At 41.2% G+C, this 24260-nt stretch carries 30 protein-coding genes, 1 tRNA gene and 1 riboswitch; of the genes, 25 read left to right on the forward strand and 6 right to left on the reverse strand.

Annotation, left to right across the window (positions count from 1 at the left end; all coding sequences use genetic code 11):
* The first annotated feature begins 87 nt into the window (after positions 1 to 87).
* Positions 88 to 729 (forward strand): histidine phosphatase family protein, encoded by a 642-nt coding sequence (locus NQ560_RS06875; protein WP_005333048.1) that lies wholly within the window; start codon positions 88 to 90, stop codon positions 727 to 729.
* Between the two features lie 335 nt (positions 730 to 1064).
* Here the strand turns inward: NQ560_RS06875 and NQ560_RS06880 are convergent, their stop codons facing one another.
* Positions 1065 to 1931 carry a patatin-like phospholipase family protein gene (locus tag NQ560_RS06880; protein ID WP_040015468.1) on the reverse strand — a complete coding sequence of 289 codons (867 nt, stop codon included), beginning with the start codon at positions 1929 to 1931 and terminating at the stop codon, positions 1065 to 1067.
* Between the two features lie 323 nt (positions 1932 to 2254).
* Between NQ560_RS06880 and NQ560_RS06885 the strand changes: the two genes are divergently transcribed.
* The 3 genes from NQ560_RS06885 (at position 2255) to NQ560_RS06895 (ending at position 5392) form a co-directional block, all read left to right on the forward strand.
* Positions 2255 to 3889: an ABC-F family ATP-binding cassette domain-containing protein gene (locus tag NQ560_RS06885; protein WP_005333046.1), complete on the forward strand. Its 1635-nt coding sequence runs from the start codon at positions 2255 to 2257 to the stop codon at positions 3887 to 3889.
* Positions 3890 to 4191: 302 nt separating this feature from the next.
* Entirely contained in the window at positions 4192 to 4929 is a 738-nt protein-coding gene (gene truA / locus NQ560_RS06890) for a tRNA pseudouridine(38-40) synthase TruA (protein WP_040015467.1), read from the forward strand.
* A gap of 1 nt (position 4930) precedes the next feature.
* Positions 4931 to 5392 (forward strand): acyl-CoA thioesterase, encoded by a 462-nt coding sequence (locus NQ560_RS06895; protein ID WP_005333043.1) that lies wholly within the window; start codon positions 4931 to 4933, stop codon positions 5390 to 5392.
* 157 nt (positions 5393 to 5549) lie between these two features.
* Here the strand turns inward: NQ560_RS06895 and NQ560_RS06900 are convergent, their stop codons facing one another.
* Together NQ560_RS06900 and NQ560_RS06905 are read right to left on the reverse strand one after the other, a co-directional pair.
* Positions 5550 to 5834 carry a hypothetical protein gene (locus tag NQ560_RS06900; protein ID WP_005333037.1) on the reverse strand — a complete coding sequence of 95 codons (285 nt, stop codon included), beginning with the start codon at positions 5832 to 5834 and terminating at the stop codon, positions 5550 to 5552.
* The gene (locus tag NQ560_RS06905) at positions 5827 to 6192 is read right to left on the reverse strand and encodes a hypothetical protein (RefSeq protein WP_005333035.1); all 366 of its coding nucleotides are present in this window, start codon (positions 6190 to 6192) and stop codon (positions 5827 to 5829) included. Before NQ560_RS06905 ends, NQ560_RS06900 begins: the two co-directional genes overlap by 8 nt.
* A gap of 103 nt (positions 6193 to 6295) precedes the next feature.
* Between NQ560_RS06905 and NQ560_RS06910 the strand changes: the two genes are divergently transcribed.
* A complete protein-coding gene (locus NQ560_RS06910) occupies positions 6296 to 6469 on the forward strand; it encodes a hypothetical protein (protein WP_005333033.1) in 174 nt (57 codons plus the stop codon).
* A 470-nt stretch (positions 6470 to 6939) separates the two neighbouring features.
* Entirely contained in the window at positions 6940 to 7584 is a 645-nt protein-coding gene (locus tag NQ560_RS06915; protein WP_005333031.1) for a Uma2 family endonuclease, read from the forward strand.
* Between the two features lie 77 nt (positions 7585 to 7661).
* Here the strand turns inward: NQ560_RS06915 and NQ560_RS06920 are convergent, their stop codons facing one another.
* Complete coding sequence (locus tag NQ560_RS06920) at positions 7662 to 7925, reverse strand: hypothetical protein (protein ID WP_040015466.1); 264 nt, start codon at positions 7923 to 7925, stop codon at positions 7662 to 7664.
* A gap of 152 nt (positions 7926 to 8077) precedes the next feature.
* Positions 8078 to 8719: a J domain-containing protein gene (locus NQ560_RS06925; RefSeq protein ID WP_005333018.1), complete on the reverse strand. Its 642-nt coding sequence runs from the start codon at positions 8717 to 8719 to the stop codon at positions 8078 to 8080.
* Between the two features lie 136 nt (positions 8720 to 8855).
* Between NQ560_RS06925 and NQ560_RS06930 the strand changes: the two genes are divergently transcribed.
* From NQ560_RS06930 to NQ560_RS07015, 18 genes are all read left to right on the forward strand, one after another.
* Entirely contained in the window at positions 8856 to 9746 is an 891-nt protein-coding gene (locus tag NQ560_RS06930) for a S8 family peptidase (RefSeq protein ID WP_005333017.1), read from the forward strand.
* Positions 9747 to 9843: 97 nt separating this feature from the next.
* Complete coding sequence (ylxM, locus tag NQ560_RS06935; protein WP_005333016.1) at positions 9844 to 10209, forward strand: YlxM family DNA-binding protein; 366 nt, start codon at positions 9844 to 9846, stop codon at positions 10207 to 10209.
* A gap of 1 nt (position 10210) precedes the next feature.
* Positions 10211 to 11569: a signal recognition particle protein gene (ffh, locus tag NQ560_RS06940; protein ID WP_005333015.1), complete on the forward strand. Its 1359-nt coding sequence runs from the start codon at positions 10211 to 10213 to the stop codon at positions 11567 to 11569.
* A 79-nt stretch (positions 11570 to 11648) separates the two neighbouring features.
* The gene (rpsP, locus tag NQ560_RS06945) at positions 11649 to 11894 is read left to right on the forward strand and encodes a 30S ribosomal protein S16 (protein WP_005333014.1); all 246 of its coding nucleotides are present in this window, start codon (positions 11649 to 11651) and stop codon (positions 11892 to 11894) included.
* 25 nt (positions 11895 to 11919) lie between these two features.
* Positions 11920 to 12150, forward strand: coding sequence for a KH domain-containing protein (locus tag NQ560_RS06950; protein ID WP_005333013.1), 231 nt, complete (start codon positions 11920 to 11922; stop codon positions 12148 to 12150).
* Between the two features lie 146 nt (positions 12151 to 12296).
* On the forward strand, positions 12297 to 12803 hold the full coding sequence (gene rimM, locus NQ560_RS06955) for a ribosome maturation factor RimM (protein WP_005333007.1): 507 nt from the start codon (positions 12297 to 12299) through the stop codon (positions 12801 to 12803).
* 11 nt (positions 12804 to 12814) lie between these two features.
* Positions 12815 to 13591 (forward strand): tRNA (guanosine(37)-N1)-methyltransferase TrmD, encoded by a 777-nt coding sequence (gene trmD / locus NQ560_RS06960; RefSeq protein WP_005333004.1) that lies wholly within the window; start codon positions 12815 to 12817, stop codon positions 13589 to 13591.
* Positions 13592 to 13796: 205 nt separating this feature from the next.
* On the forward strand, positions 13797 to 14144 hold the full coding sequence (gene rplS, locus NQ560_RS06965) for a 50S ribosomal protein L19 (protein WP_005333002.1): 348 nt from the start codon (positions 13797 to 13799) through the stop codon (positions 14142 to 14144).
* Between the two features lie 76 nt (positions 14145 to 14220).
* Positions 14221 to 14928 carry a signal peptidase I gene (gene lepB, locus NQ560_RS06970; protein WP_005333000.1) on the forward strand — a complete coding sequence of 236 codons (708 nt, stop codon included), beginning with the start codon at positions 14221 to 14223 and terminating at the stop codon, positions 14926 to 14928.
* Positions 14929 to 14932: 4 nt separating this feature from the next.
* On the forward strand, positions 14933 to 15787 hold the full coding sequence (gene ylqF / locus NQ560_RS06975) for a ribosome biogenesis GTPase YlqF (protein WP_005332998.1): 855 nt from the start codon (positions 14933 to 14935) through the stop codon (positions 15785 to 15787).
* Between the two features lie 36 nt (positions 15788 to 15823).
* Positions 15824 to 16387, forward strand: coding sequence for a signal peptidase I (gene lepB / locus NQ560_RS06980; protein WP_005332996.1), 564 nt, complete (start codon positions 15824 to 15826; stop codon positions 16385 to 16387).
* Positions 16380 to 17039: a ribonuclease HII gene (locus tag NQ560_RS06985; protein WP_005332994.1), complete on the forward strand. Its 660-nt coding sequence runs from the start codon at positions 16380 to 16382 to the stop codon at positions 17037 to 17039. The genes lepB (NQ560_RS06980) and NQ560_RS06985 overlap by 8 nt, the downstream gene beginning before the upstream one ends.
* Positions 17032 to 17400 (forward strand): YraN family protein, encoded by a 369-nt coding sequence (locus NQ560_RS06990; protein ID WP_005332992.1) that lies wholly within the window; start codon positions 17032 to 17034, stop codon positions 17398 to 17400. Before NQ560_RS06985 ends, NQ560_RS06990 begins: the two co-directional genes overlap by 8 nt.
* Positions 17401 to 17474: 74 nt before the next feature.
* Positions 17475 to 18311 (forward strand): peptidoglycan editing factor PgeF, encoded by an 837-nt coding sequence (gene pgeF, locus NQ560_RS06995; protein ID WP_005332991.1) that lies wholly within the window; start codon positions 17475 to 17477, stop codon positions 18309 to 18311.
* Between the two features lie 51 nt (positions 18312 to 18362).
* On the forward strand, positions 18363 to 19319 hold the full coding sequence (locus NQ560_RS07000) for a mechanosensitive ion channel family protein (RefSeq protein ID WP_005332990.1): 957 nt from the start codon (positions 18363 to 18365) through the stop codon (positions 19317 to 19319).
* Between the two features lie 108 nt (positions 19320 to 19427).
* Positions 19428 to 19500, forward strand: a tRNA-Thr gene (locus tag NQ560_RS07005).
* A gap of 117 nt (positions 19501 to 19617) precedes the next feature.
* Complete coding sequence (locus NQ560_RS07010; RefSeq protein ID WP_161597502.1) at positions 19618 to 20967, forward strand: sensor histidine kinase; 1350 nt, start codon at positions 19618 to 19620, stop codon at positions 20965 to 20967.
* A complete protein-coding gene (locus NQ560_RS07015; protein WP_005332989.1) occupies positions 20964 to 21782 on the forward strand; it encodes a LytR/AlgR family response regulator transcription factor in 819 nt (272 codons plus the stop codon). Before NQ560_RS07010 ends, NQ560_RS07015 begins: the two co-directional genes overlap by 4 nt.
* A gap of 122 nt (positions 21783 to 21904) precedes the next feature.
* Here NQ560_RS07015 and thiC read toward each other — a convergent pair whose 3' ends face one another.
* A complete protein-coding gene (gene thiC, locus NQ560_RS07020) occupies positions 21905 to 23215 on the reverse strand; it encodes a phosphomethylpyrimidine synthase ThiC (protein ID WP_005336130.1) in 1311 nt (436 codons plus the stop codon).
* 116 nt (positions 23216 to 23331) lie between these two features.
* Positions 23332 to 23442: riboswitch (TPP riboswitch) on the reverse strand.
* A gap of 246 nt (positions 23443 to 23688) precedes the next feature.
* Between thiC and lepB (NQ560_RS07025) the strand changes: the two genes are divergently transcribed.
* Positions 23689 to 24249 carry a signal peptidase I gene (gene lepB, locus NQ560_RS07025; RefSeq protein WP_005332986.1) on the forward strand — a complete coding sequence of 187 codons (561 nt, stop codon included), beginning with the start codon at positions 23689 to 23691 and terminating at the stop codon, positions 24247 to 24249.
* Positions 24250 to 24260 lie beyond the last annotated feature (11 nt).

The raw sequence follows: 24260 nt of genomic DNA on the forward strand, positions 1-24260 counted from the left end.
TGGCAGACAGATATGCTAGAAAAATGCGAGATTGAAATGCAAAATTTGTTTTTGCAAAATAGAATTTTAGGGAACAGGTGACAGATTATGAAGTTATATTTAGTCAGGCATGGACAGACAGACTGGAACAAAGAAAAAAGACTACAGGGACAGGAAGACATTCCGTTAAATGATTTTGGAAGACATCTCGCAAAAGAGACAGGGATCGGTCTTCGCAATGTCAGATTCGATCTTTGTTTTTCAAGTGACTTAAAAAGAGCACTGGAGACGGCTAATCTGATTTTAGATGAAGGAAGCAATAAAGTTCCAATTATTATGGATAAAAGACTGAAAGAAATTGCCTTTGGTGAATGGGAAGGAAAAAGTGTAGCAAGAAACCAGATGGAAGTTCCGGACGAATTCCTGAAATTCTACGATGATCCGGAACATTTTGCAGGAGCACCGGGTGGAGAATCCTTTGCAGAAGTAAAAGAACGTACAGATGATTTCCTTAAATGGCTTGTAGGACAGGAAGAATACGAAGATAAAAATATTCTTTTGGTCACACACGGAGTTGCGCTGGCAACATTACTCAATAATATAAAAAAAGCACCATTATCCGAACTTTGGGCTGGCAGCATTCATAAAAACTGCGCAGTCACAGAAGTAGAGATCAAAGACGGAGAAATGCAGATACCGTCCGAAAATCAGGTATATTACGAAGATGAGGTGCCGGATTGGGCGCGGTAGAATAGTGTGAAAATATAAATAGAATTCCAAACTATAGTGTCTTGAACACGAAGGATTTTCCGGCATCAGTTGCGTCGTTTATTTTTCGTGAATATGTAAACTCGCCTAAAAACAGGCTCAGACAGTACATATTCACGAAAACTCTACTCACTGATGCTCGGAAAATCCTTCTACCGTTCAATCCATTATAGTTTGGGATTTTTAATTCTCATCACTACTCTGATGATTAGAAGAATTTTGGTATATATTTGTTTAATTCACTTAAAAAGTTAGTAGCACACAGATATTTAGAATTCAAGAATGCCATAGTCCAGGCTTATTATTTACAAATAACACTATATTTCTAAATACCTCATCAGATTCTCATAGTTCCGCTTCATGAGGTGATATCCATGTTCGTAAAATTCTCTTAGAACGTCACAGTCCTGCTCCAGTCTTGATACGGTTGGAACGAGTGGACGCAGTACGAAAATCCGTCCTTCATGTTCTAATTTTTCGATGAGCTCCAGTTCTTTGTTATATATATAATTCCGGCGGATCATAGTCTTGACAGCCTCCGGATATTTGCCATAAGCGCGGCGATATAACTTTGCCATGCCTTTTGTCATTGACTTTTTGCGATATCCCGGATTGCGAGTCAGAATCACAACAATCTTTTCATTGTTCTGATGCAATGCATGTCGGATTGGAATGGAATCTGCAAGTCCGCCGTCCAGATAAGGTACATCGTCAATATTAACCATAGGACACAGAAGAGGCATGCTGCTTGATGCCCGGCAGATGCGCAACAGTCTGTCAAAATCTTGTGTTTCAATCATATATTCTGCTTTTCCGGTAATGCAGTTCGTTGTGACCTGCTCGCAGACCACGCCTTGTTCACAGGATTTCTGAAATGTTTCGAAATCAAATGGAAAGATTTCGCGTGGGTACTTGTCAAAAACCATGTCCATATCCAGAAGACTCTTTTCACGCATGAAATCACGAAGATTATTGTGATAGTTGTATTCTTTATCTTCCACGATCATACAGTTTCGTGTACGCCCAATCTGTTTTGACACGTAATCCACGGCATTACATGCTCCTGCAGAAACACCAATAACGTGGGAGAGATAAGTATCCTGTTCCATAAGATAATCTAAAACTCCCGAAGTGAATACACCTCTGGTAGCACCGCCTTCCAGTACGATTGTTGCATTTATCATAATCAACACCTCTTGTTTTGTAATAATTCGATAATAGTTTTCGGTGAAACATGATTCAAAGGCAGGGATTCCTGACTTTGAAAACATTTTCTAAGTGATATTATATAACGAAAAATAGAATCATGAAAATGCCTTTTTACAAAAAATCAGTTAAAAATGCAGGAAGTAGATAAAAAGGCAGTAAAAAGATGCGACGGAAATAGAAAAAGTGCGTAAAGTGCCGAAAAACAGTGGTTTCCCGGCTTGCTATTTTGACGTATCTTTGGTAAGATATTCTTCGTATGAGCTAAAACGTGATTGATAGATAAAAAGGAGCAAATATAATGATCAGTACAAGTAATATTACATTACGAGTTGGGAAAAAAGCATTATTTGAAGACGTTAATATTAAATTTACAGAAGGGAACTGTTATGGTCTGATCGGTGCCAATGGTGCAGGTAAGTCTACATTTTTAAAGATTCTTTCCGGACAGCTTGAGCCGACCAACGGAGAAGTCATCATCACTCCGGGACAGAGACTTTCATTTTTACAGCAGGATCACTTCAAATATGACGAGTATCCGGTTCTTGATACAGTTATGCTTGGAAATGCGAGACTGTACGAGATTATGAAAGAAAAAGAAGCAATCTATGCAAAGGAAGATTTTACAGACGAGGACGGTATCAAGGCAAGTGAGCTGGAAGCAGAGTTCGCGACCATGAATGGCTGGGAAGCAGAGTCTGATGCAGCAACATTGTTAAATGGTCTTGGAATCGGAACAGAACTTCACTATGAGATGATGAAGAACTTAAATGGTCCTGAGAAAGTAAAGGTTCTGCTTGCACAGGCATTATTTGGTAATCCGGATATCCTGCTTCTCGACGAGCCTACGAACCACTTGGATCTGGATGCGATCGCATGGCTTGAGGAATTTTTGATCAACTTTGAAAACACAGTCATCGTTGTATCACATGACCGTTATTTCCTGAATAAAGTCTGTACACAGATTGCAGATATTGACTATGGTAAGATTAAGCTCTATGCCGGAAACTATGACTTCTGGTATGAGTCCAGCCAGCTTCTCATCCGCCAGATGAAAGAGGCGAACAAGAAGAAGGAAGAGAAGATCAAAGAGTTGCAGGAATTTATTTCAAGGTTTAGTGCAAATGCTTCAAAATCCAAGCAGGCTACTTCAAGAAAGCGTGCATTGGAGAAAATCCAGCTTGATGATATCCAGCCATCCAGCCGTAAATATCCATACATTGATTTCCGTCCGAACCGTGAAATCGGAAATGAAGTATTAACAGTAGAAGGACTGAGCAAGACCATTGACGGAGAAAAAGTATTAGACAACATTTCTTTTACATTGGGACATGATGATAAAGTCGCATTTGTCGGAAGTAACGAGCTTGCCAAGACAACACTGTTCCAGATTCTTATGGGAGAGATGGAGCCAGATGAGGGAACATACAAATGGGGCATCACAACTTCTCGGGCATATTTTCCATTAGACAGTGGAAGTGAGTTTGATAATGACTATTCAATTGTAGACTGGCTGACACAGTACTCTGAAGAGAAAGATGCGACTTATGTACGTGGATTTCTCGGACGTATGCTTTTTGCCGGAGATGACGGAGTAAAGAAAGTGAAAGTTCTGTCCGGAGGAGAGAAAGTGCGCTGCCTGTTATCCAAGATGATGATTTCCGGTGCAAATGTACTGATTTTTGATGAGCCTACGAACCACCTGGATATGGAAAGTATCACAGCACTGAACAATGGAATGACAAAATTCCCAGGTGTCATTCTCTTCTCATCAAGAGACCACCAGATTGTTCAGACAACTGCAAACCGTATCATGGAAATTGTTCCGGGCGGAAAGATGATTGACAAGATAACAACATATGACGAATATCTGGAAAGTGATGAGATGGCAAGAAAACGTCAGACATACACAGTCCAGAATGACGACGAAGACTAAAAAGTAAATTTAATATGTAGAGATGAAAAGACTGTAACTTGTAAGATTGAGTTGCAGTTTTTTTGTATAATAGTGAGAATTGCATTTTCTATTATATCAGCTGGGAGATGACTCCCACCTTTATAGGTGGTAAGAAACAAGCTGGTATCAGTGGTGGGAGTCAATCACCCCAGTTGATGGAGGCATTCTTGAAAAGAAACCTCAACAGGCACTTTTATTATATGATGGAATTTGTTATACTAAAATCGTATAATGATAGGGATAAAATATCATTACAGTTTAAATACAGGGAGTATAAGATTATGAGAAACATAAAAATTACAATTGAATATGATGGCAGCCGTTATCAAGGCTGGACAAGACTTGGAAAAGATGAATCTAACAACACAATATCTGCCAAGATTATTGATGTATTAGGGAAAATGACTGGTGAAAAGAATATTGAGCTGAATTGTGGCTGCCGTACAGAAGTCGGTGTACATGCTTACGCACAAGTGGCGAATTTTAAGACTTCTTCTAATCTGAGTACAAAAGATATTCAGCATTATCTGAATCGGTATCTGCCAATGGATATTGCAATCACGGAAGTTGAAGAAGTTCCGGATCGTTTCCATGCCCAGTTGAATGCAGTATCAAAAACTTATGTTTACCGTATGACGATTATGGATGTTCCAAGTGTTTTTGAGCGTAAGCATACTTACCATTGCTTTAAGACACCGGATAAAAAGGCAATGCAGCAGGCTGCTCTTTTATTTATCGGAGAACACGATTTCCGTAATTTCTCTACTGCAAAGAAGAGCAAGAACACGACACGTGAGGTCTATGACATTGACATTTACGGAGATAATGAGGAAATGCAGATCCTCATTCAGGCAGACGATTTTCTGCACAACATGGCAAGACTTATGATCGGAACACTTCTGGATATTGGATTCGGTCTTCGTAAGAAAGAAGATATTGAGGCAATTTTTAACGGTGAGAAGGCAGTTGGAAATCCTTGTGATCCGAAGGGACTGTATTTACAGGAAGTAGAATATTAATATGAAAGTAGAAAGCAGAAAAGTATCGGATTCCAGAGTAGAGACTGTTCATATTGTAAGACCAAACCATCTGAATGCAGCAGGACGATTGTTCGGCGGCATGCTCATGCAGTGGATTGATGAGGTGGCTGCACTTGTAGCAAAACGCCATACCCACACAAATGTGACGACTGCAAGTGTGGATAATTTAAGTTTTTTAAAAGGAGCTTATCCAGGTGACAGTGTTGTGATCATTGGCCAGCTTGTCTATGTGGGACGGACTTCCATGGACATTAAGGTGGATAGCTATGTAGAATCCATGGATGGCACAAGAACATTGATTAATCATGCTTATCTGACAGTGGTAGCACTGAATCAAAACGACCATCCGATTCCAGTGCCAAGGCTTGAACCTACAACAGAAGATGAAGCCGCAGAATGGGAAGAGGCAAAACGACGCAGAGAACTTAGAAAATCACTGTAATTTTATATCAGCTGGGAGTCAATTCCCCAGCTGATATAGCCTCCGGCAGGATTGCAGAGGTGCGCAGTAGAAGTATGTCATGCAATTGCATGACGCGCACCTCGCAGCAAGAATGCCGAGGCATTCTTGAATGATAAAAGAGCTAAGAGAGCTGGGATTATTTCCCGGCTCTCTTAGCATATCCGGAAACCATCCGGACCATGCGGTCAATTTGTGCCTGCTCTTCCTTTGATTTTCCATCTTTTAAGATTTCCAGAACAAAGGACATTTCTTCCGGAGAAAAAGTGATTCCCTTTTTATGGGCACTGCTGATTAGAGACATCATGACCGGGGTAAGTGATTTCCCGTTTTTCCCCTCTGTCTGTTTCGCAGCAAGCTTTATCAGCTCCAGTTTCACAGGATCCATATTTTTTAGTGCCGGGTGGTTTAACCATTCATTCATTGTCAAAAACTCCTTTCATAAAATCCATAGGGGAGAAACCATTTTCCCCATCGGAATCAGAATTCATAGTCTGCATCATTTCCATCATATTCATGAGATCTTCCATTTGTGACATCTGCGTCTGTTCTTCCGGGCTTAAACAGGATTTTAACTGCTCCAGGACGGAACCAGGATGGTCTGTATTTAGAAATCCATAGAAATGTTCCATCGTAGCTTTCAGTTCCGAAAATTTTATGTAGATAGCTAAGGAGCGCTGCATGGAAGCAGGTGCAAAAGGCAGCATCAGCTTTAGTGTATAAAGAGAAGAGGAAGTAACAAGCATGTCAAAAGGAGTCATTAATTTGGGCTTCTGCTCCATAAGCGCTCCTTAAATTATCGTTGTAAATATATATGTGATTTGAATGGAAATTATGAAAAACGGGCATATTTTATAGTAAGAAGATATTTTAAGGAGATTAAAAATGAGTAGAAAGTTGATCATAGATGGAAATGCCGTATACGAACTGGATGAAAATTGTATGCTGAAAAAGAGACTGGAAGATGTACAGACGGAAAAGAACCAGATGGAAGAGAGGAGAAGAACTCAGGAGAATTTGAACGAATATAAACGTATGCTCAGGATGCGGCAAGTGTAGTTGTAACATTCGGAAAAATGTAACAGAATTGTAAGAAATCTGTAATGGCAATTCCTGAAAGAGTATGGTAATCTATCGACATGCGGATGATGCTTCTTTATCATCCGCAAAATGTATCTGCAAATTTCAATCATTTCGGAGCCTAATAGTAATCAGGTAATATTCCAAAGTGGTGAATAAGTGACAATAATATGTTTATAGCAATATATCTTGAATATATTTTGAATATGAGATAATATAATTATATATCAGCAGGGAGATGACTCCCACCGCTATAGGTGGTGAGAAACAAGCTGGTATCAGTGGGGGAGTCAATCCCCCAGCTGATATAGCCTCCGGCAGGATTGCAGAGGTGCGCAGTAGAAGTATGTCATGCAATTGCATGACGCGCACCTCGCAGCAAGAATGCTGAGGCATTCTTGAATTCTTTCGGACATATTACATTTGTCAAAGAAAGGAGAACGAAGAAGATGAAAAAAGACGTAGAAAACATGATGCAGCCGGACAGAGTGGCAGAGGCAGTGACTTATCTAGCAGAGAAAAAGAAGCAGGGAGAGTATACCATCTCGGATTACTATGCCATTCCTGAAGATGTGAGGGCTGAACTGATTGATGGTGTGATTTATGATATGGCACCGCCTCTAAGCGTACATCAGTTGCTGTCGGCTAAAATACATGGATATTTAGCAAGATACATAGAGAAAAAAGGCGGATCATGTATTCCGTTTTTTGCACCAATAGGTGTGCAATTGGATAAAGATGATAAGACAATAGTAGAGCCGGATATTTTAATTGTGTGTGACAGAAATCAGATTACGAGACGTGGGATTTACGGAGCGCCGGATTTTGTGATAGAGATTTTATCTGAAAGTACAAAGAAGAAAGACTCTTATCTGAAATTAATGAAGTATCAGAATGCAGGTGTACGGGAATACTGGCTTGTTGATCCGGAAAAGAAAAAAGTGATTGTCTACGATTTTGAACAGGAAGAAATTCCGAAAATCTATGGATTTGATACGCAGGTTCCAGTTGGAATATTTGGAGGAGAATGTAAGGTGGATTTTGCTGAATTTTATGAAGAAATCAGATTTATATATGAGAAAGAAGAAAAATAGAACGAGGGAGATTCAACCGAATCTCCCTCATTTTGACTTTATAAAACAGTCTACGCAATTGCTTTGAAAGATGAGAACTAACAGCAGTCATTGCCACAGCCACATCCACCACAACCATTGCCGAGTCCACCGCAGCAGATGAGTAATAAGATGATCCACAGGCAACTGTCATTGCCGTATCCGCCACAGCCATTGCCATATCCGCCACAGCAGATAAGCAATAAGATAATCCACAGGCAGCTATTATTTGCAAATCCGCAATCATTACCGCATCCGCAGCCATTTCCTCTTCTTCCGTCATCGCATCCACAGCCACAGTTTGTTGCGCTTAAATCGCTCATGTCAATTCCTCCGCATAAAGAATATTTACACTATATCCTATGTCTGCGGAGAAAATGTGTGAATAAATTATATCTTTTAATATTGCGCATTACATTAGACTTTACAGGAAAGCTGTGAGTAATAACATAACATTTTAATAATGCTTGGGGCTTTAGTAGCGCAGCAACTTCTTCACAGAATGCTGATAGCGGTAAGCCCGGTTCTGCAGTTTTAACTTTTCAATTTTGTTCATATCATTCTTTTCATGCTCATCATAAAGCTTCAGAAGATATGCAAGATTATAATTCCGGTTCTGATACCATTTGAACAGAAGCCAGTTCATAATATCCGGATACCAGTAGCGCTCCGGAATTTTTGCTTCGCGCAGCAGAATGATATGATGCAGTGCCTTGACAGCCAGTTCGCCAAGCACGGTCGAGTTGTTTTTCTGATGAAACAGGGCATTGCTTTGCTCGATGATATCATATAAGGCACCGGCTGCTTTCCAGTAAGTTACAAATGTAGGATGATCTGGGTCTTCAACTTCTTCAGATTCTTCATAGAGATTAAATGTCTGCATTTTCGAAGGACGGTTTCCGCGGATTTCCCGGTCATATTCGGCACGCTTTACCGGATCGGAAAGAACAAGGTAAGCCTCCAGAATTTCCTGCATCTTATCAGTTGTATCAATTCCGTTCCTCATATTGACGTCCGGGTGGTAACGCTTGGCCAGTTTATTTTTAGCCAGTGTAATCTCCTGTGCGGACGCCTTTACGGAAACTTCAAGTATATCATAATAGTTTTTGGATTCCATAAATTTCCTCCCCTTATGGTGTCACTATTTACTCCCCAGTAATTAGCAAGAATATCATACGACAAATGCGTGAAGAAATCAATTTCTATTTCGTCGAATATTCTATTTTTAAAGGAAATATTTTGGAGAGACATTTATGGATCGTGTAAAAAAGATGGTGCATTATTGGTGTGATGATATAAAAAAAGCAGGGCTTACCGGAAAAGGGGTGACGGTTGCGGTTCTGGATACCGGACTTGCGCCACATCCGGATTTTAAGAGCAGGGTTGTCGGCTGGCGGGACTGTATATATAGGAAAGAAAAATGTTATGATGATAATGGACATGGAACTCATGTGGCAGGGATCTTAGGTGGAAGTGGACAGATGTCCGGTGGGATTCTGTCCGGAATTGCTCCGCTTTGTCGATTTGTTATTGTAAAAGTGTTGGATCAAAAAGGGGAGGCAAATGTAGCGAGTATTCTTGCAGGTCTTAAGTGGGTGGAAATGAATCACAGAAAATATAAGATACGGATTGTGAATCTGTCAGCAGGAGCTGGGGAAAATCTGGAGCCCGGGAAAGAAAAAATGTTGATCGAAGCTGTAGAACATCTCTGGGACTTGGGTCTAGTTGTTGTGGTGTCATCGGGAAATAACGGACCGGGAGAAGGAACCATTGCAATTCCGGGAAACAGTCGTAAAGTGATTACGGTCGGTGCTGTAAAAACAGAAAAAGCAGAGAAGGGGAGCTGTTCGGGAGCCGGTCCTACGAAAGAATGTGTAGTGAAACCGGACGTAATAGCACCGGGATACCAGATCATTTCCTGCAACAGTCAGATACACGGAAAGAAAGATGCGTATACGGTAAAAAGTGGAAGTTCCATGGCGACCCCGGTCGTGTCCGGTGCGGTTGCTTTATTGATGGAAAAATATCCGAGGATTAGCAATGTAGAGGTGAAATTAAGACTCAGGGAGACGTGCATACATTTACCCGGAGCAGGCGAACAGGGGTGGGGAATGTTGAATATCCGCGATTTTCTGAAACTTTAGAAGTCTAAAGAGGAAGGAATAGGGATTGTATGCGAGAAAATACAATAAAAATATAAGTGTAAAGAAAAAATACTTGACACCATGAGGCGTATCGTGTATGATAACACAGGTGATAAATGTGAATGAGATTCTAAAACAGGCTCTTCTGTTTGATTTCTATGGAGAATTACTGACAGATCATCAGAAAGAGATATACGGACAGTTTCTATTAGAGGATCTCTCCCTTGGGGAGATTGCCAGGGATGCCGGTATCAGCAGACAGGGAGTACATGATATTGTAAAGCGGTGTGAACAGGCACTGGCAGGATATGAAGAAAAGCTTCATCTTGTTGAGAAGTTCATGACCGTGAAGAATAAAGTAAAACAGATTGATGAATTGCTGGATGAGTATGAGAAAGAACGCAGGGAAGATATTTTAAGCGGAATTCGAATCTTGTCCGGAGAAATCATAGAGGAGTTATAGTATGGCGTTTGACAGTCTGACAGAAAAACTGCAGAATGTATTTAAGAATCTTAGAAGTAAAGGAAGACTTACGGAAGCAGATGTGCAGGAAGCGTTAAAGGAGATTAAGCGTGCGCTTCTGGCGGCAGATGTAAACTTTAAGGTTGTAAAGGATTTTATTAAGACTGTTCAGGAAAGAGCGGTCGGCCAGGATGTTATGAATGGTCTGAATCCGGGTCAGATGGTAATTAAGATTGTAAATGAAGAACTTTGTAATCTGATGGGATCTGAGACAACCGAGATCAAGCTTCAGCCGGGAAGTGCCATTACAGTGATTATGATGGCAGGTCTTCAGGGAGCAGGTAAGACGACTACAACAGCAAAGCTTGCTGGGAAGTTTAAGTTAAAAGGCAAGAAACCGCTTTTGGTTGCCTGCGATGTTTATCGTCCTGCAGCAATTAAGCAGTTACAGATCAACGGGGAAAAGCAGGGTGTGGAAGTATTTACCATGGGTGACAACCATAAACCGGCGAATATTGCAAAGGCTGCAATTGAGCATGCCCAGAAGAATGGCAATAATCTGGTGATCCTTGATACGGCAGGACGTCTTCATATCGATGAAGATATGATGGCTGAGCTGGAAGAGATTAAGAATACTGTTACTGTACATCAGACAATTCTTGTTATTGATGCTATGACCGGACAGGATGCGGTCAATGTGGCAAAAGAATTTGATGAAAAGATTGGTGTAGACGGTGTGATCGTGACCAAACTGGACGGTGACACAAGAGGTGGTGCTGCGTTATCCGTTAAGGCAGTAACCGGAAAACCGATTCTGTATGTCGGTATGGGCGAGAAGCTTTCTGATTTGGAGCAATTTTATCCGGATCGTATGGCAAACCGGATTCTCGGTATGGGAGATGTCTTATCTCTGATCGAGAAGGCGGAGGCAGAACTTGACATTGACGAGGACAAAGCAAAAGAGATGTCCAAGAAGATGAAAAAAGCCCAGTTTGATTTTGATGATTATCTTGAGAGCATCAAGCAGATGAAGAAGCTTGGAGGACTTGGAAATATCATGAACATGTTGCCGGGACTTGGCGGTATGGGAATGGGCAAGATGAAAGGTCTTGGCGATGAGCAGATGGATGAAGCAGAAAAAGGTATGGCACGTATGGAAGCTATGATCCATTCTATGACACCAGCTGAGAGAAGAGATCCGGATCTTTTAAATCCATCAAGAAAGCACAGAATCGCAAAAGGAGCAGGTGTAGACATCAGTGAAGTAAACCGTATGATCAAGCAGTTCAACGAAGCAAAGAAGATGATGAAGACATTTGCAAAACCAGGCAAAAAAGGCAAGTTCAAGTTGCCTTTCTAAAAATGGTATATGGTGCAAGGCACTTTATATAAATAAAACTATTAAAAATAAATATTTTCATTTATGGAGGAAAAGAACAATGGCAGTAAAAATCAGATTAAGAAGAATGGGACAGAAGAAAGCACCTTTTTATAGAATCGTAGTAGCAGATTCCAGAGCCCCAAGAGATGGAAAGTTCATCGAGGAGATTGGAACATATGATCCAAACCTTGAGCCAAGCGGAATTTCTGTAGACGAGGAAGCAGCTAAGAGATGGTTAAATACAGGAGCTCAGCCGACAGAGGTTGTAGGAAAGATCTTTAAAGCAGCTGGAATTGAGAAATAGATAATTCGTGCCTGGAGGTACAAAGATGAAAGAGTTAGTTGAAGTCATTGCAAAAGCTCTTGTCGATGATCCGGAAAGCGTAACGGTAAACGAACGCACGGAGAAGAAGACAACTATCCTGGAAGTACGTGTTGCAGATTCTGATATGGGGAAAGTAATCGGAAAACAGGGACGTATTGCCAAGGCTATCCGTTCAGTAGTAAAAGCAGCGGCAGCGAAGGAAGACAAGAAAGTGATTGTAGATATTCTGGATTAATCAGGATGGATATAGGGACAGACCGGGTTTTACCAGGCCTGTCTCTCTTTATGAAGAAAGAAATGTGTCCGCCAGAACAGTGAAAGTTCTTCGGACGTTACCAGATATAGATTTATACGAATTGATTCGAAAAAGCGGAGGAATGTATGGAACAGTTATTGCAGGTAGGTGTCATCACACAGCCACACGGGGTGCGCGGAGAAGTGAAAGTCTTTCCGACTACAGATGATCCGGTAAGATTTAAGAAACTGAAAAAAGTAATTCTGGATACGGGAAAAGAAAAGCTGGATCTGGAAGTGGAACATGTGAAGTTTTTTAAGCAGTTCGTTATTGTAAAATTTAAAGAATTTGACAATATTAATGATATTGAGCGTTATAAACGCTGTCCGTTGCTCGTGACGAGAGAAAATGCTGTGCCGCTGGAAGAAGATGAGTATTTTGTTGCAGACATGATCGGCATGAAAGTTATAACAGAAGATGGAACAGAATTCGGAACACTGAGTGACGTGATGGAAACAGGGGCGAATGATGTCTATGTGATTGATTCAAAGGAGCATGGAGAGGTTCTTATGCCTGCAATTAAAGAATGTGTTCTGAACGTAGATATGGAAAGTGGGATCATTACTGTTCATCTGATGAATGGTCTGATTTAAGGAGTGTAATCATGCAGTTTTATATTATGACATTATTTCCGGACATGGTGATGGACGGTCTGAATACAAGTATTATCGGACGTGCCATGGATAAAGGACTTTTGGATATAGAAGCGGTAAATATCAGAGACTATGCATTTAACAAACACAACAGCGTAGATGATTATCCTTATGGTGGGGGAGCAGGTATGCTGATGCAGGCAGAGCCTGTGTATCAGTGCTATGAGGCTGTGAAAAAGAAAATAGAAGTGAAAGCTTTGCTAAGCAATCCGGGTACCAGGAAAAGCCCGCGTGTGATTTATCTGTCTCCACAGGGGAAGACATTTAACCAGACGATGGCAGAGGAATTTGCCCAGGAAGAAGATCTGGTATTTTTGTGCGGACATTATGAAGGAATTGATGAACGGGTATTAAATGAAGTTGTCACAGACTATGTGTCGATTGGAGACTATGTCCTGACTGGCGGAGAGCTTCCGGCTATGATTATGATCGATGCGATTTCCAGACTGGTGCCGGGGGTTCTGCATAATGATGTGTCCGCAGAATTCGAGAGCTTTCAGGATAATCTTCTTGAGTACCCACAGTATTCCAGACCGGAGATCTGGCATGATAAGCAGGTGCCAGCCATACTTTTGTCCGGTCATCATGCGAATATAGAAAAATGGCGCAGAGAGCAGTCTGTGATCCGCACAGCAAAGAACCGTCCGGATCTGATTGAAAAAGCCAAACTGACAAAAGAAGAGCAGAAGTTGGCGAAAGAAATTATGCTTGAAGCTACAGGACAGTAGAATTTAGAAAACTGTCAATTTACAATCTGGAAAGATTAAAAACATTGAATGGATTGCCGGAAAAATAAATGAAAAAATAAAATTAAAAACTTCTTGCAACATAAAGAAGTTTGTGATAAAATATAGCATGTTGTGAAGAAAAACGAGATGGTCCTCTGGTACATTTTGTATTAAGAACGTCCAATTAAACAAGGAGGTCACACAGATGAACGATATTATTAAGAATATTGAGGCAGCTCAGTTAAAAGAGCAGGCTCCAGAATTCAGAGTTGGAGATACTGTAAAGGTTTACGGTAAGATTAAAGAGGGTAACCGTGAGAGAATTCAGATTTTTGAAGGAACTGTTCTTAAGAGACAGGGTGGCGGTTCAAGAGAGACATTTACAGTTAGAAAGACATCTAACGGAATCGGTGTTGAGAAGACATGGCCAGTTCACTCACCTAACGTAGAGAAGGTTGAAGTAGTAAGAAGAGGTAAAGTAAGAAGAGCTAAACTTAACTACTTAAGAGACCGCGTTGGTAAGAAAGCTAAAGTTAAAGAGCTGGTAAAATAATTAAACGAAGAGAACAGAGTAAAAAAGGACAACTACATACATGTAATTGTCCTTTTTCTGATATAGGGATAAATCTATGAAAAAAAGTTCGATAAGGGGTAATTTTACGGGCAGAGAGAATGCCAGAAAAAGGGCGGCAAAGAAACGCCGGAAACAGCGGGAAGCTAAGAGAAGAAAGCTTTTAAGACAGCAGAAGAGAATGCAGCAGCCGACAAAGAAAAAAGTTGTAAAGCTGTTAAGAAACATAGACTGGTCTTTAATCCCAGTTATTGGAAAGTGGATTTTTCAGATTGCATTGACAATACTGATCGCATTTGTGTGTGTATGGTATTTCGGACAGCGTGTGAGTGTTGTCGGAGATTCCATGAAGCCGGTTCTTGAAAACGGGGATATTGTGCTCGCCAACCGGATTGTGTATAATGCAAGCAAGCCGAAGCGTGGCGATGTCATTATATTTAAACCAAAGGGAAATGAAAATTCCCATTATTATATTAAGCGGATCATTGCTCTTCCAGGAGAGAGCGTGGAGATTGTCGAAAATTCAGTCTACATCAATGGTGAAAAGCTGCAAGAAGATTATGAGACTTCCAAGATTGATGATGTCGGCATTGTAAATGAAAAGATAAAATTAGGCAGTGATGAATATTTTGTTCTTGGTGACGACAGGCAGAACAGTGAAGACAGCCGTAATGCCAATGTAGGAAATGTGAAATACAGCTACATTTACGGAAAAGCCTGGTTTGTCATCTCGCCAAAAACACACTTTGGATTTGTAAAGGAGTAGAAATATGCATTTTCAGTGGTATCCGGGTCATATGACAAAAGCAAAGCGTATGATGCAGGAAAATATTAAATTGATTGATTTGATCATTGAGCTTGTAGATGCCAGGGTTCCGTTATCCAGCAGGAATCCGGATATTGATGAGCTTGGTAAGAATAAAGCGAGACTGATCATTTTGAATAAATCAGATCTGGCAGAGGAAAGATGGAATGAGGCATGGACCGAATATTTTAAGAAAAAAGGATTCCATGTTGTGAAAGTAAATTCAAGAAAAGGCGGCGGAGTAAAATCCGTACAAAGCGTGATCCAGGAGGCATGTAAGGCGAAGATCGAGCGCGACAGAAAGCGTGGGATTCTGAACCGTCCGGTTCGTGCCATGGTCGTTGGAATTCCGAATGTAGGAAAGTCTACATTTATTAATTCACTTGCCGGAAAAGCAGCCGCTAAAACCGGTAACAAGCCAGGTGTAACGAAAGGAAAACAATGGATCCGCCTGAACAAACAGGTAGAGCTTCTGGATACACCGGGAATTCTTTGGCCAAAATTCGAAGATCAGACAGTAGGATTGCGGCTTGCGCTGATCGGTTCGATTAAGGATGAGGTGTTACAGACAGAAGAGCTGGCAGCAGAGTTGATCCGTTTTCTGGCAGCAAATTATCCGGGTGTACTGGAGAATAAGTATACCATTACAGCTGCCCCAGACCCATATGTAATGCTTGGGCGTATTGCAGAAAGCAGACATTGCCTTGTTCGTGGAAATGAACTGGATACGGAGAAGGCAGCCATGATTTTGATGGATGATTTCCGGGAAGGAAAGCTTGGACGACTTACGCTTGAGTATCCACAGACAGAAGAAGCGTAAAGGTAAATAGAAATCAGAAAGGGGAACTTACTTTCTATGTCAAGAAGACGAAGAAGGAGAGAGCCGGGAATTATAAGAGAGATATTAGGGTGGATTTTTTATATTATAGTCATTCTTGTCTTAACATATGTCATCATTACTTATGTGGGACAAAGAACAAGTGTCAGCGGGTCATCCATGGAGACGACTCTAAGCGATGGAGATCAGCTTCTGGTGGACAAGCTGTCTTACCGGTTCCAAGATCCGAAACGTTTTGATATTATTGTATTTCCATATCAGTATGAGGAAAATACTTACTATATAAAACGTATTATCGGGCTGCCGGGAGAGACGGTACAGGTAGTAGACGGTTATGTCTATATCAATGGCAGCCGCTTGGAATCAGACATTTATGGAAATGAACTGATGGACGATCCGATGGCGGCATCGCAGCCAATTACCCTTGGAGAAGATGAATATTTTGTACTTGGCGATAACCGGAATCACAGTCAGGATAGCCGTGACCCGAGTGTAGGAGAAGTGAAGAAAGATACGATCATGGGAAAAGCGTGGGTGCGTATCTATCCATTTGACAAGATGGGAGTGATCAGGCATGAATAAGCGGGAAGAAGAAAAGCTGAAAAAACAGCAGGAACGTCTGGAAAAAGAGATTGCAAGAACAAAAGCAATGAGCACATTTGAAGAAGAATACAAGGATTATCCGTACATTTGCGGGATTGACGAGGTCGGACGAGGACCGTTGGCAGGTCCGGTCGTGGCAGGAGCTGTGATTCTGCCCAAAGATGATATGATCTTGTATCTGAATGATTCAAAAAAGCTGTCCGAAAAAAAGCGTGAAATGCTGTATGACGAGATCATGAACCGCGCGGTAGCAACGGGGATTGGTATGGCAAGTCCTGCGAGAATTGATGAAATTAATATTTTGCAGGCCACTTATGAAGCAATGCGTATGGCAATTGATAATCTGAAAGTGCGTCCGGACATTTTGTTAAATGATGCGGTGACGATTCCACAGGTAGACATTTTGCAGGTGCCGATCATCAAAGGTGACGCGAAAAGCATTTCTATCGCGGCAGCGAGTATTATTGCAAAAGTGACGAGAGACCGGCTGATGGTGGAATATGACAAGGTACTGCCGGGGTATGATTTCGCAAGTAATAAAGGATATGGAACGAAAGCACATATTGCAGGGTTAAAAGAACTGGGACCGACACCGATCCACAGAAGATCTTTCATACATAATTATGTATAAGAAGAATAATCGCAGGACAGGCACCGGCTATGAAAGGAAAGCAGGTGCTTATCTTGAATCTTTGGGATACAAGATTGTGACATATAATTATCGCTGCAGGCTGGGAGAGATCGATCTGATTGCAAGAGACGGAGAATACCTTGTCTTTGTAGAAGTGAAATATAGAACTACGGGTGTAAGCGGCTATCCGGCAGAGGCAGTCGATGCCCGTAAACAACAGACTATCGCAAAATGTGCCATGCATTTTCTGATGAAGCAGGGGAACGATGACGTACCATGCAGATTCGACGTGGTTGCCATAGCCGGAGCTGAGGGTCAGGAAGAAATCACGCTATATAAAGATGCATTTACACTGATGTAGTTAATGTAGCTTTTGGATTTGAAAATATGTAAATGCAGCAACGAAGTATGGACAGATGAAGTTAGGAGAAATATATGAGTCTTGGATTAAAATATAAGAATAATGAGCAGATATTTGCAGAGCGGCAGCGCGGCGGTGTGCCGTATCTGTCCTATCCGCTTTTTGAAAATACAGGAATCGTCAATCATGGATTTTCTACCAGACTTGGTGGAGTCAGTACCGGGTGCTTCAGTTCTATGAACATCAGCCTGACAAGAGGAGATGATCCGGAGGCGGTGAAAAAGAATCGTGAACTGATTGCGCAGGCAATCGGCGTAGAAGTGGCAGATTTTACTTATACGCAGCAGACACATACGACGAATGTAAAGCGCGTATACGCCAGGGAGAGGGGACAGTCCTTTCCTGAGACAGACGGAATGATTACGGACGTGCCGGGAATCTGTCTTGTAACTTCTTATGCAGATTGTGTACCACTTTATTTTGTGGATCCGGTGAAGAAAGTCATTGGACTGAGCCATTCTGGATGGAGAGGAACAGTTGGAAAGATTGGAAAAGTAACTGTGGAAAAGATGGAGGAAGAGTTTGGTTGTGATCCGGCAGATATTTTAGGAGCGGTAGGACCGTCTATCTGTCAGGATTGTTATGAAGTCAGTGAAGATGTTATTAAAAAATTCCGTGAGAATTATGACGAAAATCTCTGGCCTGAAATTTTTTATCAGAAAGAAAATGGGAAATATCAGTTGAATTTATGGAAGGCAAATGAGTCTGTTTTTTTAGAATCAGGAATTCTTCCGGAGCATATTGCAGTGACCAATGTATGTACACACTGCAACCCGGATATTTTGTTCTCACACAGAACAACAGGAAATGAACGCGGAACATTGAGTGCATTTCTTGCCCTGAAGAAATAGAGAGACTGGATATGAAAATGTAAACTAGAAAGTAAAGCAGGAGACAATAATATGAATAGCATGTTGTTAAAATTGGCAACAACACAGGGAACATCCTTAAAAGTGGATTCAGGGGATGTGTCACAAGGGGTGGCAGATGCGACAAAAGGAGTGACAGATGCAACGCAGGATGCAGTGAATGAGGTGAATCAGGCAACGCAGTATCTGCAGGATCATCTTTCAGACCTGATCGGATTTGGAGTGAAAGTGCTGATCGCAATTGCAGTATTTATGATCGGGCGTGTTCTGATCCAATTTATACGGAAAATTGTGAGAAAATCGCTGGCAAGGTCCAGTGCAGACAAAGGAGTAGAGCAGTTCGTAGACTCTGTTTTGAAATTTTCTTTATATTTTCTGTTGATTTTTATGATTGCAGCAAAATTAGGAGTTGATACAACTTCAGTGGCAGCGATTATTGCTTCTGGCGGTGTAGCAATCGGTCTTGCTCTGCAGGGAAGCCTTTCTAATTTTGCAGGCGGAGTATTGATTCTGCTTCTGAAACCATTTGAAGTGGGAGATTATATTATTGAGGATACAAACCACAACGAAGGGACGGTAAAGGAAATTCAGATTTTTTATACAAAGTTATCGACCGTTGATAATAAAACGATTGTGATTCCAAATGGAATGCTGACCAACAACAGTCTGACGAATGCAACGGCTAAGGCGGAGAGAAAGCTGGATCTGAAAGTAGATATTGCTTATGAAGCGGACTTGCGAAAAGCAAAGGCGGTCATTGAGGAGATTATCAGACAGGACGATGCGACCATCAAGAATGAAGAAATTCTGGTATTTGTCCATGAACTTGCAGAAAGTTCGGTAGTCATTGGTGCCCGTGCATGGGTGAAGAATGAAGATTACTGGAATGCAAGATGGAGGATTCTGGAAGAAATCAAACTGAAACTGGATGAGAATGAGATTGAGATGGCATATCCGCATCTGACTGTCCAGATGGGAAAAGAGAACTGATAAGAAGCAAGAAGTAAAAAATGCTTCAGAAACTAAAAAAGTTCTTGCAAATCTGAGAAGATTCGATATAATAGTAGTTGTGGTTGTCGTACGTCAATCACAACATTTGCTGGAATAGCTCAGTTGGTAGAGCACTTCACTCGTAATGAAGGGGTCGTCGGTTCAAGTCCGATTTCCAGCTTCTTTTTTATATAGATGTGCATATAAGGGTTCTTCGAGAAAGAAGGATCCTTTTCTTTTTACAAAATGTCAAATGATACATAATAATTATACGGATAATAAAAATGGAGGAATTTTTATGTCGGGTGAAATAGCTTTTGCCAATACCGCTTTGGAAAGTTTCGCAGCATTAGTTACATTCGTATTGCTGTTTGCATGTATTGCAAAGATTAAAATGCAACGTGGAATCAAACATGTTACATCGAAGGAAGCAAAGAGGAATACATTAGATTATATTCTGATCATCTGGCTTGTGATTCACATGATCGTACTTACGGCAGATGTACTGAGCTGGACCGCTATGGATTTCGGAAAGAATGAAGTGTGGCTTCTATTTATGTTGAATCTGACTTTTACCTGTCTCTCTCTGGAATGTATGGTCTATACCTATTATGTAAAAGAGACAATCTATCAACACGAGAAGATTGGAAATACTTACGTGTATCTCGTCATGCTGTCAACAGTGATTGCAATCATATTATGGATCACCAGTGATATCAGTGGGAAGTTTTATTATCTGGACACACAGGGGAATTATACAAAAGGTTCGATTTATTGGCTGTGTCAGTTTTATTGTATTATTGTGATGTGTGGAAACATTGTGATTTTGTTAAAACACAGGAAAGCGCTTGTCAGACATGATGTGTTAAGCCTTCTTATGTACGGATTGATACCGATTGCATCGATTCCGGCACAAATGCTTTGGAAATCAACCACATTTAATCTGGCGACAACGCTGGTGCTGATCTATATTTGCATTAGTGTCCATATGGCACAGTATGATCGGATCGTGGAACAGGAAAAGATTCTGATACAGCAGGAACATGAATTGTCCATGAATCAGATGCAGATGATGATTGCCCAGATTCAGCCACATTTCCTATATAATTCGCTGACAGCACTGGCGCAGCTTTGCAGCAAAGATCCAAAAGAAGCGAAGAAGGCAATCATCAATTTTGCGGATTACTGGCGCAATCATATAAACGCAATTGACAAAAAAGAATCAATTCCATTTGAAGAAGAACTAAAATATGTTAAAATATATTTATATCTGGAACAGCTTCGATTTGGAGATGATCTGCATGTAGAATATGATCTGCAGAAAACTGATTTTAAAGTACCAATGTTATCTGTGCAGCCTTTTGTTGAGAATGCAATAAACTGGGGAGTTGGACAGAAAGAAGATGGGGGAACTGTTCGAATTACGACAAGAGAGAATGAAGAACAGATTGAACTTTGCGTCATAGATGACGGAGTCGGGTTTGATATATCAAAGATGGAAGAGCAAAGTGATGGAAGACAGCACATAGGAGTCCGTAACGCAAGAATCCGGTTTCAAAAGATGTGCAATGGAACTGTAGATATTTACAGTGAGAAGGGAAAAGGAACTAAAATACGAATTAATTTACCGAAAGGGGGACAATCATGAACATTATAATAGCGGATGATGAACCATTGGCATTGGAGATGACGTGCGAAGCTGTCCGGGAGGTATGCCCGAAAGCAAATATTTACCCGTTTAGCAAACCGTCCAGATTACTGGAGTTTGCAAAGGAGACGAGATGTAAAATCGCATTTTTAGATATCTGTATGCGTGGTGTGAGCGGCATCGATGTGGCAAAACAGTTAAAAGAAATTATTCCGGACATTAATATTATCTTTGTTACAGGATATGATGAGTACACAAAAGACGCAATGGCAATACATGCCAGCGGTTATATTGAAAAACCAGTAACGGCTGGGAAAGTCAGAAAAGAGACGGAAGATCTTCGCTATCCATTGCCGGCTGAAAATGAACCAAGATTGAAAATTCAGTGCTTTGGCAATTTTGAAGTATATGACAGAACTGGAAAGCCGGCACATTTCAGCAGATCGAAGGCGAAAGAGGTAATGGCATATTTGGTGGATCGCAACGGTTCTTCCTGCTCAGTGAAGGAACTGGCAGCAGTTTTATTTGAAAATGAACCCTATGATAAAAAACAACAGTGGTATATTCAGAAGATTTTGTCATCACTGCAACAGACGTTGAAGGAGCTGGAAGCAGAAGATGTAATAGAGAAAAGCTACAATAATATTGCCATTGTTCCGGAGATGATCGACTGTGACTATTACAAATTCAATAAAAAAGATGCAGAGTTTATGAATGCATATAAAGGGGAGTATATGTCACAGTACGAATGGGCTGCGTACAATAAAAAGTATCTGAATGACATTCATAAGAGATGGAAAAAGGAAAATAAATAAAACGGCTTTTAGAGAAAAAGCTTCCAGATGAAATGTATTTGTATCTGGAAGCTTTTTCTATGTATTCCTTTTTTTATGTATTCTATCTCCTGAGAAGATTCCTGCTATAAGTGGCAGGTGAATTATAAAATATCGATGTATTCGCCGGCAAGTGCTTTGTTCATGCTTCGTACGGCACAGAATTTACCACACATACTGCATGTATCACTGTGGTCATCCTCCGGACGACGGCTGTCGCGGATCGCTCTTGCAGTATCTGGGTCAAGAGCACAGGCGTACTGTGCTTCCCAGTCCAGTTTCTGGCGTGCATCAGCCATTTTATCATCAATATCTCTTGCACCAGGGATACCTTTGGCAATGTCAGCGGCGTGGGCGGCAATCTTAGAAGCGATGATGCCTTGTTTTACATCGTCTACATTTGGCAGTGCCAGATGCTCGGCAGGTGTTACGTAGCAAAGGAAAGCAGCACCGTTCATGGCAGCAACTGCGCCTCCAATGGCAGCAGTAATATGGTCATATCCAGGAGCAATATCTGTGACGAGTGGTCCAAGTGTGTAGAATGGAGCGCCCATACAGATGCTTTGCTGAACTTTCATATTGGCTGCGACCTGGTCAAGTGGTACATGTCCAGGACCTTCGACCATGACCTGTACATTATGTGCCCATGCACGTTTTGTCAGTTCGCCGAGGCGTACAAGCTCTTCAATCTGGCATACATCTGTGGCATCGGCCAGACATCCCGGGCGGCATGCATCACCAAGGGAGATGGTAACATCGTATTCTTCACAGATATCCAGAATTTCGTCGAAATGTTCATAGAACGGATTTTCTTCTCCGGTCATGCACATCCATGCAAATACAAGACTTCCTCCGCGGCTTACGATATTCATTTTACGTTTGTGTTTTTTGATCTGTTCAATAGTTTTGCGGGTGATTCCACAGTGCAGTGTTACAAAGTCCACACCGTCCTCAGCGTGAAGACGTACTACATCGACGAAATCCTGTGCAGTCAGAGTAGCAAGATCTCTTTGATAGTGGATGACGCTGTCATAGACCGGAACAGTTCCGATCATTGCCGGACATTCGTGTGTCAGCTTCTGCCGGAAAGGCTGAGTGTTGCCGTGGCTGGATAAATCCATAATGGCCTCTGCTCCGAGATTTACAGCACTCATCACTTTCTGCATTTCGATATCGTAATCTTTACAGTCTCTTGAGACTCCGAGATTTACATTGATCTTCGTGCGAAGCATACTGCCGACGCCTTCCGGATTCAGACATGTGTGGTTTTTGTTGGCACAGATTGCAACCTTGCCTTCAGCAACGAGCTTCATCATCTCGTCAGTGGACATATGCTCTTTTTGAGCAACGGTCTTGATTTCAGGCGTGAGAATTCCTTTTCTGGCTGCATCCATTTGTGTAGTGTAGTTTCTCATGTTCATTTTGCCTCCATTTTCATTTTTTGTCTGAGTTTTTCTATAGCGGTACAAGGTGGTGTCCCCAATGTATCGCTTGTATAAAAAAAGAAGATGCGTAGAGCATCTTCCTTAATTATCGCGTTAAGATATGTTCCCTACGTTGGCATTATCCAAATCAGGTTATGGGTCGAAGCGGAATTACGCTTCCTCTCAGCCGGTTTTCACCAGCTCCCCGTATGTAATTTTCGGAATGCCCATAGAATGATATGTATTGCATGGAACGTTCCGATTTACCAGTTATTATAGACCTGAAAAAATGTAAAAGCAAGATGAAAATGTGATTTTTGCCATTTTTGCCATAACTGGAAGCATTGAAAAATAGAAATTAGTTTCCTGCATAGGGCAATGTGTGGTAGAATAGAAACATCTTGTGAGCTATAACACATGATATTTTGAAAAGAGAATGTTCAAGTAGAAGGGAAGATATATATATGAGTGGAAAGAAAGGGGAACATGAACCGGAAAAAGAAGGGGTACTTGCAACGATATGGGATTATGCCAAGACATTTCTTATTATTTTTCTGGTCGTGTTTGCACTAAATAAACTGGTCTATATCAATGCGGTGATTCCGTCTGAATCTATGCAGACAACAATTATGAAGGGAGACCGGATCATCGGCAGCCGGCTTGCATACAAATCAAAAGATCCGCAGAGGTTTGATATCGTCATTTTTAAATATCCGGATGATCCATCTAAGATATTTATAAAAAGAGTCATTGGTCTGCCTGGGGAGACTGTGGAAGTGAAAGACGGAAAAGTATACATAGATGGAGCAGAGAAGCCATTGGATGACAGTTTCTGTAACGAAGTACCGATCGGAGATTTCGGACCATATGAAGTTCCACAAAACTGCTATTTTATGATGGGGGATAATCGTAATAACAGTTTGGATTCCAGGTACTGGAAGAAGCATTTCGTAGAAAAAGATGCGATTCTTGCAAAGGCCGTTTTCCGCTACTGGCCGTTTAGTGAGATTGGGAAGGTTGAGTAGACCGGACTAAT

The sequence above is a fragment of the Dorea formicigenerans genome, from assembly GCF_025150245.1.
Classification (GTDB): Bacteria; Bacillota; Clostridia; order Lachnospirales; family Lachnospiraceae; genus Dorea; species Dorea formicigenerans.